15 protein-coding genes are annotated in these 16908 nt (G+C 46.7%); 14 read left to right on the forward strand and 1 reads right to left on the reverse strand.

What is annotated here, in order from left to right:
* The 4 genes from CYJ37_RS08390 to CYJ37_RS08405 are packed head-to-tail and all read left to right on the forward strand — an operon-like array spanning window position 1 to window position 4465.
* Window positions 1–1329, forward strand: coding sequence for an amidase (locus CYJ37_RS08390; RefSeq protein WP_101549039.1), 1329 nt, complete (start codon window positions 1–3; stop codon window positions 1327–1329).
* Window positions 1322–2458: a M20 family metallopeptidase gene (locus CYJ37_RS08395; protein WP_101549041.1), complete on the forward strand. Its 1137-nt coding sequence runs from the start codon at window positions 1322–1324 to the stop codon at window positions 2456–2458. Before CYJ37_RS08390 ends, CYJ37_RS08395 begins: the two co-directional genes overlap by 8 nt.
* An 11-nt stretch (window positions 2459–2469) precedes the next feature.
* Complete coding sequence (locus CYJ37_RS08400; protein WP_101549043.1) at window positions 2470–3216, forward strand: creatininase family protein; 747 nt, start codon at window positions 2470–2472, stop codon at window positions 3214–3216.
* Entirely contained in the window at window positions 3209–4465 is a 1257-nt protein-coding gene (locus CYJ37_RS08405; RefSeq protein ID WP_101549044.1) for a hypothetical protein, read from the forward strand. Before CYJ37_RS08400 ends, CYJ37_RS08405 begins: the two co-directional genes overlap by 8 nt.
* Window positions 4466–4606: 141 nt before the next feature.
* On the opposite strand, the gene CYJ37_RS27110 is transcribed toward CYJ37_RS08405, so the two are convergent.
* Window positions 4607–4744, reverse strand: coding sequence for a HepT-like ribonuclease domain-containing protein (locus CYJ37_RS27110; protein WP_180827280.1), 138 nt, complete (start codon window positions 4742–4744; stop codon window positions 4607–4609).
* A 365-nt stretch (window positions 4745–5109) separates the two neighbouring features.
* Here CYJ37_RS27110 and CYJ37_RS08410 point away from each other — a divergent pair, with 365 nt between their 5' ends.
* From CYJ37_RS08410 to CYJ37_RS08455, 10 genes are all read left to right on the forward strand, one after another.
* Window positions 5110–6897 carry a sigma-54-dependent transcriptional regulator gene (locus tag CYJ37_RS08410; protein WP_101549046.1) on the forward strand — a complete coding sequence of 596 codons (1788 nt, stop codon included), beginning with the start codon at window positions 5110–5112 and terminating at the stop codon, window positions 6895–6897.
* A 206-nt stretch (window positions 6898–7103) separates the two neighbouring features.
* On the forward strand, window positions 7104–8408 hold the full coding sequence (locus CYJ37_RS08415; RefSeq protein ID WP_101549048.1) for a four-carbon acid sugar kinase family protein: 1305 nt from the start codon (window positions 7104–7106) through the stop codon (window positions 8406–8408).
* Window positions 8393–9409: a 4-hydroxythreonine-4-phosphate dehydrogenase PdxA gene (gene pdxA, locus CYJ37_RS08420; RefSeq protein WP_101549049.1), complete on the forward strand. Its 1017-nt coding sequence runs from the start codon at window positions 8393–8395 to the stop codon at window positions 9407–9409. Before CYJ37_RS08415 ends, pdxA begins: the two co-directional genes overlap by 16 nt.
* Complete coding sequence (gene dapA, locus CYJ37_RS08425; RefSeq protein WP_101549051.1) at window positions 9402–10295, forward strand: 4-hydroxy-tetrahydrodipicolinate synthase; 894 nt, start codon at window positions 9402–9404, stop codon at window positions 10293–10295. Before pdxA ends, dapA (CYJ37_RS08425) begins: the two co-directional genes overlap by 8 nt.
* Before the next feature lie 63 nt (window positions 10296–10358).
* On the forward strand, window positions 10359–11363 hold the full coding sequence (locus CYJ37_RS08430) for a tripartite tricarboxylate transporter substrate binding protein (protein WP_180827281.1): 1005 nt from the start codon (window positions 10359–10361) through the stop codon (window positions 11361–11363).
* 70 nt (window positions 11364–11433) lie between these two features.
* Window positions 11434–11949 carry a tripartite tricarboxylate transporter TctB family protein gene (locus tag CYJ37_RS08435; protein ID WP_180827282.1) on the forward strand — a complete coding sequence of 172 codons (516 nt, stop codon included), beginning with the start codon at window positions 11434–11436 and terminating at the stop codon, window positions 11947–11949.
* Window positions 11950–11974: 25 nt separating this feature from the next.
* On the forward strand, window positions 11975–13450 hold the full coding sequence (locus CYJ37_RS08440; protein WP_101549057.1) for a tripartite tricarboxylate transporter permease: 1476 nt from the start codon (window positions 11975–11977) through the stop codon (window positions 13448–13450).
* The gene (locus tag CYJ37_RS08445; protein ID WP_101549059.1) at window positions 13443–14801 is read left to right on the forward strand and encodes a hypothetical protein; all 1359 of its coding nucleotides are present in this window, start codon (window positions 13443–13445) and stop codon (window positions 14799–14801) included. The genes CYJ37_RS08440 and CYJ37_RS08445 overlap by 8 nt, the downstream gene beginning before the upstream one ends.
* Before the next feature lie 27 nt (window positions 14802–14828).
* On the forward strand, window positions 14829–15695 hold the full coding sequence (gene dapA, locus CYJ37_RS08450) for a 4-hydroxy-tetrahydrodipicolinate synthase (protein ID WP_180827283.1): 867 nt from the start codon (window positions 14829–14831) through the stop codon (window positions 15693–15695).
* Between the two features lie 23 nt (window positions 15696–15718).
* Window positions 15719–16885, forward strand: a complete 1167-nt coding sequence (locus CYJ37_RS08455) for an iron-containing alcohol dehydrogenase (RefSeq protein ID WP_101549063.1) — start codon at window positions 15719–15721, stop codon at window positions 16883–16885.
* Window positions 16886–16908 lie beyond the last annotated feature (23 nt).

Genomic DNA, 16908 nt, shown 5'->3' on the forward strand with positions numbered 1-16908 from the left:
ATGAAAAGATGGGATGAACTTTCAATCATTGAAACAGCCGAGCTTTATCGGAAAACAGAATTGTCGCCTGTCGAAGTCGTTCAGGATATCTGCAAGAGAGTAAAGGAATTGAATGAAGAGCTCAATATTTTTATCACTCTTACGGAGGAAAGTGCCTTAGCAGCTGCTCTAAAGGCTGAGAGGGCTTTTAAAAGGAAGGAAAAGCTGCACATTTTAGCTGGCATTCCTTTCAGTGTAAAAGATTTGTTCGATACAAGTGGAGTTAAGACGACTTGCGGCTCAAGGATTTTAAATAGCCATATCCCTCGGGAAACTGCGCCATTGATACGGCTTCTGGATCAGTTCGGCGCTGTGATGACAGGGAAAACCAATATGCTTGAATTTGCATACGGGGCTGTCCATCCTGATTATGGCCAAACGAATAATCCTTGGGATCGGTCAAAGACAGCTGGAGGCTCGAGCGGCGGATCAGCTGCCTCGGTAGCGGCAGGGCTGAGCTTGTTTTCTCTTGGTACGGATACTGGAGGTTCCATCAGGGTACCGGCATCTTATTGCGGGATTGCCGGTTTGAAGCCAACATATGGCCTTCTTCCTGTTGAAGGTGCATTCCCTTTGTCAGGCTCTCTTGATCATGCCGGGCCAATGGCTAAGAGTGCTGAAGACCTGCTGGTTATTATGGAATCGCTGTGTCCTCAGGTGGCTGAATTTTCAGATGATAAAGAGGCACTGACTGTAGGGGTGCTGCCTCCCTCTTTCCTCTATGGAGCGGAAGAGGATGTCATGGTTGCCTATAATAACACCTTAACCGAGGCAGAAAAAGCCGGCTGGAAAATAAGAGAGAGTGATATCCCTTTATTCGATAAAACGGAGCACATCTTGATGAATGTACTCCTGCCAGAGGCGGCACTGGTTCATGAGCAATGGGCCGGCAGAAAGGAAGATTACGCACCTGTCACTTATAAGCAGATTGAAGCGGGACTGCGGCATAACTCGCTTGACTATTTGAAAGCCAGGGAGCAAATGGCAACACTCCGGCAGCAGGTTGATGAAGCACTGAATGCTGCCGATATTCTGCTCATGCCGACAGTCTCCTATCCCGCGCCGAAAGAGGATCCTGCCCTGGAGATGGATGATGAAATGAAATTCACTGGCATCTTCAATGTAACTGGGCATCCGGCTGTAACTATTCCAGCCGGGCTTTCAAAAGGAGGGCTGCCGATTGGCATGCAGCTGGCCGGCAAACATAAAGAAGATATTCGATTACTAAAAAGGGCAGTCAGGCTAGAAAAACAATTAGGTTTTTTAAAGAAAGGAGGCTGCAATGTCTAAAATTTTGAGTTTCTTAAAAGAAAATCAAACTGAAATGATCGAAACCCTGTTGAAACTGACAGAAGCCGAATCTCCATCCTACTCAAAGTCCCATGTCGATCACTGTGGGGAGGTACTGAGTGAGGAGTATGCCAGATTAATTGGCGGGCCAGTAAGAAAAATAGATAAAGAGGAGGTGGGAAATCAATATCTCTTTACATATGGAGAGGGAGATAAAGAGCAGATTCTCGTGATTGGCCATATGGATACTGTTTGGGACGTGGGAGCGATCCCGATAAAGCGGGACGGAAATATTTTATACGGGCCCGGTGTGTTTGATATGAAGGGCGGCCTGACCATCACTCTCTGGGCATTGAGAGCATTGAAGGAATTCGGGGAAATTGGCAGCCGCAAAGTGGCATTTCTGGTATCGACTGATGAGGAAATAGGCAGTGTGCATTCGAAGGATATTATTCTCGAAGAAGCAAAGAAAAGCTCCTTGGTTCTGGTGCCGGAATCCAGCATCAGCCCGGATGGTGCTGTGAAGACGGAACGCAAAGGTGCCGGGCAATTTGTTTTAAAAGTTGAGGGTGTTGCTGCCCATGCCGGCATTAATGCGTGGGACGGGGCAAGTGCCGTCGAAGAACTCGCCTATCAGATTATCGACTTAAAGAAGCTCGCCAATAAGGAAGAAGGAATATCCATTAATGCCGGTGTGATACAGGGCGGGACGCGGTGCAATGTGATTGCGAAGGAAGCTTCCGCCGAAATTGATGTGCGCATAACCAAAAAAGAACAGGCCTTTCAGCTGATGGAGAAAATCAGGAACCGGCCGAGCTTTGTAGAGGGAACAAAAGCAGAAGTGATCGGCGAGTTTGAACGCTTCCCGCTGGAACGGAACGAAGCAGTGAAAGCTTTATATAAGGACCTGAAAGAGATTGCTGCTTCCCATGGCTACGAATTGAAGGAAGGATCTTCTGGAGGAGCCAGCGATGGGAACTTTACAGCCGGCATCGATATCCCGACGATAGATGGGCTGGGGCCTATTGGAGAGAGTGCTCATTCAGAAAATGAGCATGTGAACCTGGATAATCTCCCATACAGAGCAGCTTTGCTTGCAGAAATGATTTTAAAACATATGAAAGAATAGGAGGCATTTCTATGTATATGATGAATTTGACGGCCCTGCAGTTTAAAGAAATAAAAGAGTCGGTCAGTACTGTGCTGCTGCCGATTGGCATGATGGAGACACATGGCCCCCACTGCTCGCTCGGAACTGATGTATGGATTCCCCGTGAATTCGTCCGGAGGCTCGAGAAGGAAGTCGGCAATCGGATTTTAATGGCTCCGGAAATCGCCTATGGCCATTCATGGGCACTTGCCCCGTTTGAAGGAACGATCGATATTTCTGCTGAAGCTTTTTCACAGTATGTTTTTGAAATTGGGAAAGAGTTTCATAGAAATGGATTTGAAGAAATCATCCTATTTAATGGACATGGGGGAAATATACCGAGTCTCAGTATTGTGGCTGAAAAGCTATCTGACCTGGGGATGCGCGTCCTGACCATCAACTGGTGGATCGATTACAGGGAGCAGATATTAACGATCACCAAAGGGCCGGGGCATGGCGGCGAGGATGAAACTTCTCTTGTGCTGGCAATCAGTGAAGAGCTTGCCGATCCTTCTTTGGCAGGGAATCATCAGGTAGCAATGAATCCGAAAATCAAGTTTCAGAACTTAGGCAAGAAGCTGTTCAAAGACGGTTATATGGGCAATGCAGGAGAAGCCACAGCCGGCAAGGGCGAGCAATTATACCAAAGCCTGCTGAAGCTTATCATCTCTGACATTGAAGAATTATGGAATCTATCAAAACCTTCAGCTGAAAAGGAGGAAAAAATCAATGCTTAGATGGACGGACGCACCAACAGGAGAAAAGATTGTAGACATTGTCCTTAGCTTAAATGAACAAACTCAAAAGATGTATAAACAGGAAGTGGCCACTGCCAGCTATAGTGATACAGCTTCTTCACTTTCGACCTTTGATGAAATAGGCAGGTCTCTTGATGAAGTAGAAAATGCCATAACAACAATCGAGGGCCATAAAGGAGAGTATCTGCGCTCCATGGTCAATGGGTTCCGCTATTTCGCCAGAAGCCTGCAGGGAGATCAGGTAGCATATGATGAACTGATCGCCAATATTCAAGAGCTGCCATCCGATCTTATTACAGATGAGCAGTTTGAGCATGCAAAGGAGCTGGTTGAAAAGGGGCTGACAGATTTAGGATATAAGGGGACTGTTCGGGAGAAAGCGGAAGCATGGCGTTCAGACACGCTCATAGCACCTGATGAAGTGACGTCTGTCGCAGAAAACTTCCGCGAAAAAAGCAAGCAAGGCACCCTTTCAAGAGTTATCGGACTTCCTGAAGAGGATGGGATTGACTGGATCAAGAGTATACGGGGCGTGTTCTGGAGCGGCTATTCTAAGTACACAGGGGATTACCGCGGGAACCTTACATTTAATATCGACCGCCCCTGGACTGAGCCGATATTGGCGCAAATCATGACACATGAAGCATACCCGGGCCACCAGGCCTTCTACTGCCGCTGGGATTATCTGTTCAAGCAGGGCAAACTCCCGCTGGAGGCATCCTATTATCTGATCAACAGCCCGACAAATGCTTTATTCGAAGGCGGGCCAGAGACAGCGCTAAGCTTCCTTGGCTGGGATGATCCCAACGAAGAAACTCCAGGCATTACCGATAATCAGAAGAAGCAATACCAGCTTGCAAGAAACTATCTTGATTATCAGCGGATGTTCACAACAAACGCCTGCTATCAGTATAATCTTGGACAGAAAACAAAAGAAGAAGTCATCGCTTATCTGATCGAAGAAGGCGGAATCACCGAAATAGAAGCCAACAACGCCTTCCGCTTTTTCTCTGACCCTGTCCAAAAAACCTATTTCCCCAGCTATTTTTATGGCAGATGGATGGTAGGCAACTCCTATAAAGAAACACCAAAAGAGAAGCGGGGAGAATATTTCAGGATTCTATACGATACACCTCATACGACAAAGACGTTTATTAAAGCGATTGAGGAGCTGAATGGGAAGAAGTTTGATGCTTTTCATACGATGGGGAATTATGTTTCTTCGTGAAGGAATAAGTTAAAAAACGGAGAGGAAATAATAGAATTGCAAAAAAGCGCACGGCTCACCAAGAGCTGTGCGCTTTTCAGTATTCAAATAGAAAACTGAAATTCTTTCTTCGATGGCCGAGGTATACTGTAAAAAAATCATTTAAATGATTCTCAAGTATTTTTTCATGATGACGAATTCCTGGTAATCATGTGCCGCTATATTGCGAAAGCCAATCATTGCTTTCATTTTGGCAGAAAGGGGAGCATCAACTATGATTTGTTCTGTTTTAGCATCCAATTCAAACTTCCGTCATTTTTGTTCATTATAACATGTATTATAAGGTTCAATGTTCCGTTTATCAAAGTGTCCGGCCGCAGATGTTATGTCTCTGAATAGACAATACGGGGAGAAAGCCAAAGGTTCTGAAGGCAGTCCTAAAACACAGAGACCCATTTCCGGAAAATGAGCCAGGGGGCCTGTCCCCATGGCTCCTGAAAAGGCATATTAGGGATTGTGCAATCGTCGATTAAATAATAAAATAGATAAAGATGGTGTTGCATTTTTAATCTAATTTTCTTCTTGTTTTTTGAAAACGCTTTATTTTTCTGAGATAAATACCCTTTAATAGATTCTGTATAAATCTGCAATAGTAGGTGTTTGTTATGGACATTCGAGTATTAGTTATTGCTCCTTACCAAGGCTTAACGGAGGTTATTAAGAGTCTGGAACCGCAGCTTGCTGGATTTGAGATTGTGGTCCACAAAGCTGATTTGGTTGAGAGCCTGAATTTGCTGGAGAATTATAGGGAGGAGCCATTTGACTTTATCATCAGCCGCGGCGGGACAGCGGACATGCTTAGGGAGAGTGCTTCGCTGCCTATTATTGATATAGAGGTTTCGGGGTACGATGTCCTCAGGATTCTGACCTTGTTAAAAGGTTACCAGCAGAAAGTCGGGATGATTGGCTTTAAGAAAATCATCCAGGGCTTTGAGTCGGTCTCCGCTTTAATTGACATGGATATTGTATACACCGCCATCAACCATAAAGATGAAGTGGCGGCTGCGGTCCGGCAGGCAAAGGAGAATGGAGTGAAAATTATTGTCGGCGACACGATCACCGTTCGTCTTGCCGGTGAAATGGGGCTTCAGGGTGTGTTGATCACTTCCGGAAAGGAATCAATTTTGGAGGCATTTGATCGAGCGAAGCAGATGTATGCAGTGCAGGAAAGGCTGACTGCTGAAACCTCCTTCTATTGTGGCATCCTCAATCGCCTTGAGTCAGCCGTTGCCCTTGTCAATGAAGAGGGAGATGTCTGTTTTTCAAATTACTCATTCAATCAGGTCATCCCATCAGTCCAAGGAAACTCCTTGTTTGCACTCCATCCCTATTTTCAAAAGATAGCCAAGCTTGTTAAGAAAGGGCTGCAGGTCCCCTTCCAGCTTTCTGTGGCCGGGGGGTCCGGCCTTTACGACATCAATGCTGACTATATCAGCGATGGCGGCAGCAAGCCATTGTACCACTTTGAACTGAAACGGGCTGAGTTGCAAAAAAAGAGGGAGATGAATATCATATTTCCCCATAATAATCAGGATGGCTATCCACAGCTGCTTCTGTCTACCGACACATTCAAACAGGCTTTGGAGACGGGCAAAAAGAGGATCCTGGCCGGCCTGCCGGTTGCTGTGACGGGGGAATCAGGCACAGGGAAAAGCTTGTTTGTGGAGGCGCTGTTCAAAACTGCACTCCCTGAAGGTGGCACCCATGTTGAAGTGGAGCTGGGCAGCCCGGGCGTTAAATCCTTTAATCAGCTGCTGAAGCTGCTGGAGAATGAAACGGAAGGAACCCTGGTCCATTTAAGAGGGATCGAGAATGCCTCCATCCTGCAGCAGCAAAGGCTGCGCGAAATGATGGGCAGCGTTCGCGCGTCCCTTGTGTTCTCGTTCATTGATTCAGCCCTCCTCAAAGAAGCTGGCTCTCAGCTTGATGAAAAGCTGTTAGAAATCCTTAGAGAGGAGTCAGTCCATTTTCTTCCGCTCAGAGAGCGGGGAGGGGAACTGGAGGAAATGATCCACACGTTCATTGTTCAATTCAATGAAAGATATGGAAAGCAGATTGCCGGCGTCAGGCCCCCCGTGCTGGAGGCACTGCAGGCCCACCGCTGGAATGCTAATCTGACTGAATTGAAACAAGTAATTGAGCAATTTGTAAAGTTGTCAGAAGATGCTTATATTACCGAAGAAGTACTGCCTTTGCTTGATGGCTATGGACTTCATGTCAACGGCCGGGAGGGTGTCCAGGGAGCGTTTATCAACCTTAATCAGCCGCTTGACCAGATTGAAGCAGAGATTATAGACAGACTGATGCATGAGGAAAATATGAATCAATCCAGGGTGGCGAAACGGCTGGGGATCAATCGATCGACTTTATGGAGAAAGCTTAATAATAAGTAGAAGCCGGCAGTCAAAACGCCGGCTTTTTTTGTGTTTAAAAATGCAACTATTTTTTAATTAGTGTTATTTATTATTTAAAAAGTGTTGATTTTTTAAATGATAAATTTTATCCTTGGGTTAAGGGTTATGAATACTCAGAAAAAACAGTGTTGTTTTATTCAACACTATGTAAGCGTTATCTTAAGTTGTGCAGCAGGAGGGGAGACATGAAAGTCGGAATCATAGCAGATGACTTGACTGGTGCTAACGATACAGGTGTCCAGTTTGCGAGAAATGGACTTAATACATATGTGCTGATGTCCAATGAGCAACCAACTAAAACGGACATCGATGTACTGGTGATCGACACAGACAGCAGGGCATTATCTGCTAAGGAAGCCTATCAGCAAGTGAAACAAACAAGTGAGCTTATAAAAAAGATTGGTCCTGAGCTAATCTATAAAAAGCTGGACTCAACCATGCGGGGAAATATCGGTGCAGAGCTGGAAGCCGTGTATGATAGTTTCCGGCCAGATTTTGCTATTATCGCCCCTGGCTATCCCAAGAATAATAGAACAGTGGAAAATGGCAAACTCTTTATCGGCGGAAGGCCATTAGCGCAAACCGAATTTGCCTTGGATCCCAAAACGCCTGTCAGAGAATCCAGCATTGTGGAAATCTTGAAAAAAGAATCGGGTAAAAAGGTTGCAATGATTACAAAACAGGATTTGGAAAAAGGGGAAGCGCATGTCCTTGAAAAAATGAAAGCGCATTATCATGAAGGTACTCACTTCATTGTATTTGATTCCACTACAGAGGAAGATTTAAAAAATATTGTCAGCCATGTACGAAAAGCTAACTATCAAGTGATCTGGTCCGGTTCCGCGGGACTGGCTAATTACATTCTTGAAGAAAAGATGAAGACGGGAAAGCCTGAAGAACATTGGAACGGGGAATCGGGGAACCAAGTGCTGATGGTTGTAGGGAGTGTCAATCGAAATTCCCGCAGGCAGCTGGAAAAGGTTTTAAAGGACCCAACAGTGAAAGGCATCAAGCTATACTCCCACAAGGTGCTTCGGAAGGAAGAATCAGCAGGGGAAATAGAGCGTGTAATGAATGCAGTCAAGGAAGCTATTGAAGGGAATTTTGACATTGTCCTATATTCATCCGGAAACCCGGAAGAAATAAAGCAGGCACAGGAAGTCGGTGCAAGAATAGGCTTGGCTCCCACATTGGTCAGCGATAGAATTTCTGAAACACTTGGTATGGCAGCAGCCGAAATCGTCAAAAAATATGGAGTTGACAGGCTGTTCCTTACAGGGGGGGACACGGCCAAAAAGGCTTGCCTTTCAATGGGAATCAACGAATTTAAGTTGCTGGATGAAGTGGAAATTGGAATACCGATTGGAATCTTGGTTCATGAAAAGGAAATTGTGATGGTAACCAAAGCTGGCGGTTTTGGGTCGGAGTCTTCGCTGCTTCGGTCTTTGACCATCTTGAGAGGGGATAAAAAGATATGCGCCCAGTTATAGGGATAACCATGGGAGATGCTGCTGGAGTAGGCCCTGAAATTATTCTGAAAGCCCTCCAGTCAGAGGAGATGTATAAAAAGTCGCGCCCGGTTGTGATCGGGGATGCGAAAATATTGCAAAGAGAAGCGGAGAAGATGCAGTTCCAGGTGGAGCTGAACATAATTAAAGAGCCGGAGGAAGGCAAGTATGAACAAGGGACGGTCGATTGCATCGACCTGGATCTTTTGCCGCAGGATCTTCCTTACGGTAATGTATCGGCAGAAGCAGGGCATGCAGCTTTTTGCTACATAGAAAAGGCAGTATCCCTGGCGCTCGAAAAGAAGATAGGCGCAATATGCACTGCTCCACTAAATAAAGAAGCGCTGCATAAAGGCGGCCACTTGTACCCGGGGCATACAGAAATATTGGCAGACTTGACGGGAACGGAAGATTTTTCGATGATGCTGTCTGCACCGAATCTTAAGGTAATCCATTTGACGACCCACGTCGGTCTGATCGAAGCCGTCAACTCCATCAACCCGGACCGCACTTATAAAGTCATTAAGTTGGCACATGATACGCTGAAGCGGGCTGGATACGAAAAAGCGAGGATTGCTGTTTGCGGTATCAATCCACATGCTGGTGAAAATGGGCTGTTTGGCCAGGGAGAAGAGGAAGAAAAGCTTGTTCCTGGGATTGAGAAAGCGCAGCGGGAAGGTATTGAGGTCTCAGGGCCATATCCTGCAGATACGTTATTTTTCCGGACGGTCAGAGGGGATTTTGATATAGTGGTTGCCTGTTATCATGACCAGGGGCATGGGCCGGTGAAAGTGCTGGGGCTTGAAGCAGGAGTCAATATTACGGTCGGACTTAAAAATGGCATCATCAGGACATCTGTTGATCATGGAACAGCATTTGATATTGCAGGGAAAAACCTTGCTGATGATGGTTCAATGACAGAAGCACTCCGTATGGCCATTGATCTATCACCAAAAGAAAGACAGGAGGGGTCTTATGTTTAAACCAAATGGAATCATCCCCGCCATGGTAACGCCTTTTAATGGGGAAGGAAAAGTCAATGAAGCGGCCTTGCGCAGGCTTGCCGGCAATATGATCGAGGCTGGATGCCATGGAATATTCGTTTTGGGAAGCAATGGTGAGTTCTTTTCCTTGTCCAATGAAGAAAAAATAGAGATTGCCAGAATTGTAGTCGACGAAGTGGATGGGCGGCTTCCTGTCTATGCAGGGACAGGGGGGAACAGCACAGCTGAGACCATCAGTCTGACAAAACAGATGGAAGATGCCGGTGTCACGGCAGTCTCCGTGATCACTCCGTATTTTGTGAAGCTTTCACAGGAAGAACTGAAGAATCATTTTGAACTGATTGCAGAAGCTGTCAATATTCCGATCATCTTATATGATATTCCGGGTATGACCGGAAATCCATTAGCCCCATCGACAGTAAAAGAGCTGGCCAAGGTATCCAATATCGTTGCCATTAAAGACAGCAGCGGCAGCTTTGATAATGTCCTTAAAAATCTGGAAGCACAGGGACCGGAATTTACCGTCCTGGTCGGGACAGATTCCCTGATCCTGCCGGCTTTGATGGCGGGCGGAGGCGGAGCAATCGCCGCAACGGCCAATCTGCTTCCAAAGGTTGTCGTGTCTATTTATGAAAAATGGAGTGCGGGTGACCTGGAAGGCGCCGAGCTGCAGCAAAAAAAGCTGAGGGCGATCAGGAATGCCTTTGGAAAAGGAACCTTGCCGTCTGTATTGAAAGAAGCGATGAACAGTGCCGGTCTTGAGGTCGGTCAGCCGCGGCTTCCAGTTAAGCCATTGCCTGAAAAGACGAAGCTTGAAGTGGATGAAATTGTCAGTCAATATAGGCAAGCCGGTGAATTTGACTGACGCGGCTGCCGTGGATGATTTTGCTAACGCTTTCTTTAACTATTCAAAAGGGAGATGAATGAGATGAAAATGAAAAGATTAATGTTGGCTTCAACGATGCTGGTAGGTCTTCTGGCAGGCTGCGGTTCCAATTCAGCAGGCGGAAGCGGCGATAGTGACCCGGCGGAATTCCCTGAAAAGGATGTCAGGATCGTCATTCCTTATGATCCGGGCGGAACAAGCGATCTGACTGCCCGCGCCGTATCCGAAGTCATCACAAAAGAAAAGCTTTTTGATGAGAATACGACTGTCCTGAACCTTCCGGGTGCCAATACAAAGAACGGCCTTCAGGAAGTACTGGATGCTGATGCGGACGGACATACTGTTTTGCTTCACCACTCTACTCTGAATGCCATGAATGCGGTCGGGCAGCTGGATATTGGTTATGACGATTATGAGCTGATTGCACAGGTCGCTTATACACCTAACGTGCTTGTCGGCAATGCTGATTCAAAATATAAAACGTTTGATGAATACCTGGAAGCAGCCAAAAAGAATCCGGGATCAATTTCGGTGGGCGTTCCAAATATCGGTTCAACAGCGCACTTAGCTTATGAAGCAATCATCTCGGCGGTTGGCGCTGAAGGGCTGTTCAAGCTGGTGCCGTTCCAGAGCGGAGCGGATCTGATCACTGCACATATGGGCGGCCAGGTAGACCTTAGGATGGCTTCTACCCCGGATTCCATCCAGTATGTTGAGTCAGGCGACGTCATCCCGCTCGTTACCTCAAGCCGTGACCGTCATTTCCATGAAAGCCTGAAGGATGCCGTTTCATTGGGTGAGCTAGGCCTGGATACCGATGTGGTTGTCCGCTTCGGCTTCTACGCGCCAAAAGGAACTCCGCAGGCTGTGCTGGATAAGTGGGAAGAAACGATCAAAGCAGTCTCTGAATCAGATTCCTTCAAGGAAACGGCCGCTAATAATGGGATGCAGCCGGAATTCTTGAATCAAGAGGAGTTCAAGGCTAAGAATGAAGAGGTCCAAACCCTTTTTGATAAACTTGCTGAAAATATCGATCTGAACCAATAACATTTAAATGATGGATGTACAACAGACAGGAGGCTGTCTGTTGTACACATTTTTTTACAGGGGGATGCTTATGAAAAAAAATATGATCATCCAGGCAGCTTTGGCATTATGCGGCGTCCTATTTTTAGTAACGGCCCAGAATATCAGCACGATGGGGTTCAACGGCGATGTCCTTAACCAGAGGACATATGTGGTTGTCCTGTCCTGGCTGCTCATCATCTTTTCGGCGGCGGGGGTTCTAAGGGAATACCTGACAGGCCGGAAAGAGCGCACAGAGAGGGATCTGACGGAAGCTGAGATCAAAATGGAAGAGATGGAAGCTGACTCAGAAGTGAAAATAGAGAAAAATAGCCGATCTTCCATCTATATTGCTATGATTCTTTTATTTTTGTTTGTTTTAGGTTTCTCTACAATCGGATATTTTGTCACTTCATTTCTGTTTGTCTTCCTGATCACCTGGCTTATGTTCAAGTGGGACAGGAAAAAATGGCTGGCACCGCTGTTATTCAGCATTGGACTGAATGCTGTGCTGTATTTCCTTTTCAACCTGATCAATGTGTATTTCCCTAAAACTCTATTTTTCTGATTATCCTTGTGGGAGGCTGTAAAAAGTGGAAATTTTAAACATATTGCAAGAGATTTTTTTAAGTCCCACGCTGGTATACATCATAATCGGTACCGTTTTAGGTGTAATCTTCGGAGCCATACCGGGTCTGACAGCAACTCTCGCCGTAGTCATGCTTCTTCCTTTGACTTATGGAATGGATCCTCTTGCCGGGATTGCCACCTTGCTGGCAGCTTACATCGGAGGGATTTCAGGCGGGGTGGTCGCTGCGGTCCTGATCGGAATGCCGGGAACACCTTCATCTGTAACAACTGCGTTTGATGGATACCCTTTGGCGAAAAAAGGGATGGGGCCAAGAGCCCTTGGGATGGGAGCGATGTCTAACTTAATCGGTTCCCTAATTTCCTTGGTGTTCCTTGTTTTGCTTGCCCCGCAGCTGGCAAAGCTGGCGTTGTCTTTCACGCCATTTGAATACACGATGGTCATGCTGTTTGCGTTTGTCATGGTGGCAGGGCTGACAGGTGACTTTTTCAAGAGTTTGATCGTAACCATCTTCGGGCTGGTACTGGCTTCATGGGGATTTGACCCCATCAATGCGGCAACGCGAAACCCGCTTGGACTGGATTTCCTCAGCAACGGCGTTCCTGCAGTCCCGGCGATGATTGGTTTGTTTGTCATTTCAAGGGTATTCATTGAGCTTGAGACGGATCAGGGCAGCCCGATCATTCCGAAAAGCAAAACGAACAGGACGTTTCCTACCTCTAAAGATATGAAGGAATCGACGCCGAACTTCCTGCGCTCCGGCCTGATCGGGACGGTCATTGGAATTCTTCCGGGCATCGGTTCATCGCTGGCTACGTTTGTTGCCTATGACAGGGCAAAGAAAGCAAGCAAGGAGCCGGAAACGTTTGGAAAAGGAAATATACAGGGTGTTGTGGCATCTGAAACTTCCAACAATGCCGTCATCGGCGGCGCGATGATCCCTCTGCTTGCCCTTGGGATACCGGGCGATGGCGTTACGGCCCTCCTTCTTGGCGGACTGCAGATGCACGGCTTGCAGCCGGGGCCATTGCTGTTCACGAGCCAGCCTGATTTCCTGACTGGACTGTTTATTGCGTTCTTCTTATCCGTTGTGATCATGTATGTATTCATGACAACAATCGGCGCAAAAATCTTTCCATTCCTGTTATCGGCCAAGAAGTCTTATTTGCTTCCAATCGTCCTTGTCATGAGTATTGCGGGAAGCTATAACATCGGCTTCCGGATTACAGATGTGTGGATCATGGCGATTTTCGGTGTAATTGGATACTTCATGGACAAGTGGAAGTTCTCCACTTTGCCGCTTGTCATCACTCTTCTTCTTGGAGCCAGCTTTGAGAAGTACTTGAGAAATGGCTTGATCCAAAGCGGCGGCGATCTTACACCATTCTTCACAAGACCGCTTGCCCTGCTGTTCTTTGTATTTACCATCTTGACCGTTGTTTTTGTCCTTAAACCTAAGAAGAAAGGGCAAAATGCGTAGCCAGCCAGTACTGTTCCTGATCAGGGGCTCCATATTCTTCACTGCCTTCGTCCTCTATCATGGCAGCCTGGCGTTTTCCTCGGCAGAGCTTCAGGCCCTCCTATCGGCGGCGGCATTCCTGCTGTTCCTAACAGCGATCATTGGGTCTGGACGGTTCTATTCCGTATTATCCACCATCCTCCTTACTTGTTCGCTGGCTGTTGCCGTAATGCGCAGTGCATCCTGGATGGAATGGCTGGCTGGTTTTTCTTCTTTAATCAAACTGATTTTTTTCATTGGCCTGATTCCTTTGATTTCTTTTCCTGTCGGTGATTTTATAAAGGACATCAAGCAGTATATGACTGTTTTAAGTGATAAGATCCGGACACTTAAGCTGGTCCATTATGGGACATTCATTCTGGCGAATTTGATTAATTTGGCAGCCTTGCCGATTTCGAAAATCCTTTTTATCCAGAAGGATCAGGAACGGCAGCGGCAGGCAGCGGTGGCTGAGCTTGCCGGCCGTTCCTTTGGGCTGGCCATGATGCTTACTCCTACAGGAGCAGCGATTGCTGTTGCCTTGGAATTGACAGGGACAAAGTGGACAAGTCTGCTGCCGGTCAATCTGCTGATTATCGCTGCAGGACTTTGGCTATCCTACCGCCTTGTCAAAGGCAAAGCAGAAGAAGCGGGAGCAGAGAAGGGGAAGGCCGTTGAGCAGCCTGATTATAAACGCCTTTTTCTCATGCTTGTGCCGCTGGTCCTGTATTTCGTTTTTTTGCTCAGCGTGGAGACTGTCTATCATCTTGGCATCATGGAAATCATTGTGATCAGCATCCTGCCGTTTACTCTCATCTGGAGCCTTTTTTTGAAAAAGGCAGGGGAATGGCTGGCGCATGTGAAATTCCAGATTTTCAGAGAAGCTCCAAGGTCATTCGGTTTATATGCGGTCATTATCAGTGCGAGCCTTTTCATCTATTCTATGGAGATAACCGGTCTTGATGATGAGCTTGTCGAGCTGCTGCCATGGTCTGGGGCGGATATGGCTTTTCTATTTTACATACCGGCAACTATGCTGATTGTGGTGCTCCTATCTCTGGCAGGTGTCCACCAATTTGTAGGGATGCTGTTTGCCGCAAATCTGATAGATCCAGCTTTGTTTGGAATCCATCAGACGGTTTTTGCCAGTGCCCTCCTGGTCGGTTTTGTTTCAGGGATGCAGACCAGTACATTCAGCGGCGCCAATATTTTGATCAGCAATCTCCTCCCGACCTTTTCTTCCTATGAGATAGGGAGGAGAAATTACTTATTCGCATTGATTTTTATTCCGCTATCAACAGCGTTACTGATATTGATTAATTTTATTTTGTGAAGATATCTGAAAAGGGAGGGCATACAAATGAAAGGGATCATTACGGCCATGCTGACGCCGTTCAAGGAGGACCAGACGATTGATGAGGCTGCTGCAAGAAAGCAGGTCAACCGCTTGATCGATGAAGGGATCAGCGGGTTATTCATCCTCGGTACAAACGGAGAATTCTTCAGCCTGAGCATGGATGAAAAAGTCCAGTTTGCGAGAATTGTGGTTGATGAAGTAAAAGGAAGAATTCCGGTTTGTGCCGGAACCGGGGCGATCAGTACGGCAGAAGTGATTGAACTGACGAGGCGGATGGAAGAGGCGGGGGTAGACAGTGTTTCTGTTATCACTCCTTATTTAATGACCCTTAGCCAGCAGGAGCTTGTTAACCATTATAAAAAAGTCGCCAGTGCGACTTCTCTTCCTATCCTTATCTACCATATGCCGGGAAGAACAAATAATAGGCTTTCGCCAGAGACGGTAGCAGAACTCAGCAGGGTTGAGAACATCGTTGGGATCAAGGACAGTACAGGTGATTTTGACCAGATTCTGCAGTTTATTAGAGCTACAGATGATGACTTTGCCGTATATTCCGGAGCTGATCCGCTGATATTGTGGACCTTGATGGCAGGCGGACAGGGGGCCATCGCTGCAACGTCCAATATGTATCCCAAGCTGGTGGTATCCATCTATGACCATTGGAAGAATGGGGATTTAGATAAGGCCAGGGAAGCACAGGAGAAATTGAGGAGTATACGGGATGCTTCCAGTATGGCGAGTACGCCGGCAGTATTTAAGAAGGCGATGGAGCTTCTTGGACACCCTGTCGGCCCTCCAAGAGATCCGGTCGAACCAGTCACACAGGCAGTGGAGGAAAAATTGAAGGAAATCATGAAAGCATACGAATAAAAAAGAGCAGGAGGATGCCAATCATGAATAACATCTATTCATTTCAAACAGCAGGAAGAATTGTAGCGGGAAATGACTCTTTAAAACAATTGAAGAATCATCTGTCTATTTTAGGAGAGGTGAAAAATGCAGCTATCATCACTACCCCATTTTTTAAGAATAATAGCTTTACCGATCTGATTGGAGAACAGCTGGGGGAAGCGGGGATTACCTATGAAATCATAGCCGAGATTGAGCCGGAGCCGACGGTTGGCCATATCGAAGATGTATTTGGAAAGCTCGCCGGAAAATCGTTTGATTTGATGATTGGACTTGGCGGCGGCAGCGCCCTGGATGCAACGAAGATCTTTTCTGTCATGAGCACAAATGAAATTCCTTTAAGAGATTTGATCGGCACTGACAAAGTGCAGAATAAAGGGGTGCCGACAGTACTTATACCAACAACCTCGGGAACAGGTTCGGAAGTGACGCCGAATGCTATTGTCACCGTTCCAGAGGCAGAGCTGAAAGAAGGAATTGTAAGCAGGTACCTCTTGCCGAGCCTCGTCATACTGGATCCGACACTAACTTTGTCATTGCCGCCTGCCATCACAGCGGCAACAGGGATGGATGCTTTCACCCACTCTTTTGAATCATTTATCTCCAACAAAGCGAATCCAATCAGCGACATGTTCGCAATGGAATCAATGAGGCTCATTTCACGCAGCATAGTAAAAGCATACGAAGAAGGGTCCAGCCTTGAAGCGCGCCATGATATGCTGATCGGTTCTGCCTATGGCGGCATGGCTTTGACAAGTGCAGGCACCGCAGCTGTCCATGCCCTGGCTTACCCGCTTGGCGGTAAGTTCCATATTCCCCACGGAGAGGCAAACTCAATGCTGCTTCCGCATGTGACACGTTTCAATTTGGATCATATCCAGGACCGCATGGCTGTGATCGCAAGGGAAATCGGAGTCGTTTCAAACAGGGAGGCATCTGCTGCAGAGGCTGCTGAAGCACTGATCAGCCAGATTGAAGAATGGACAAAAAGATTGAATATCCCGCAGAACCTGAAAGAATTCGGAATTAAAGAAGACGATGTGACTGAATTAGCTGAAGCAGCTTCAAAGGTGACAAGACTTCTGAACAATAATCCAAAAGAATTGTCTGTTTCAGACATGGAGGATATTTATAGAAAGCTATTGAAGTAAAGGTATATAACATAGGCATGTCC

The sequence above is a fragment of the Bacillus sp. UMB0728 genome (assembly GCF_002858875.1).
In the GTDB taxonomy this organism is placed as follows: Bacteria; Bacillota; Bacilli; order Bacillales; family Cytobacillaceae; genus Bacillus_AB; species Bacillus_AB infantis.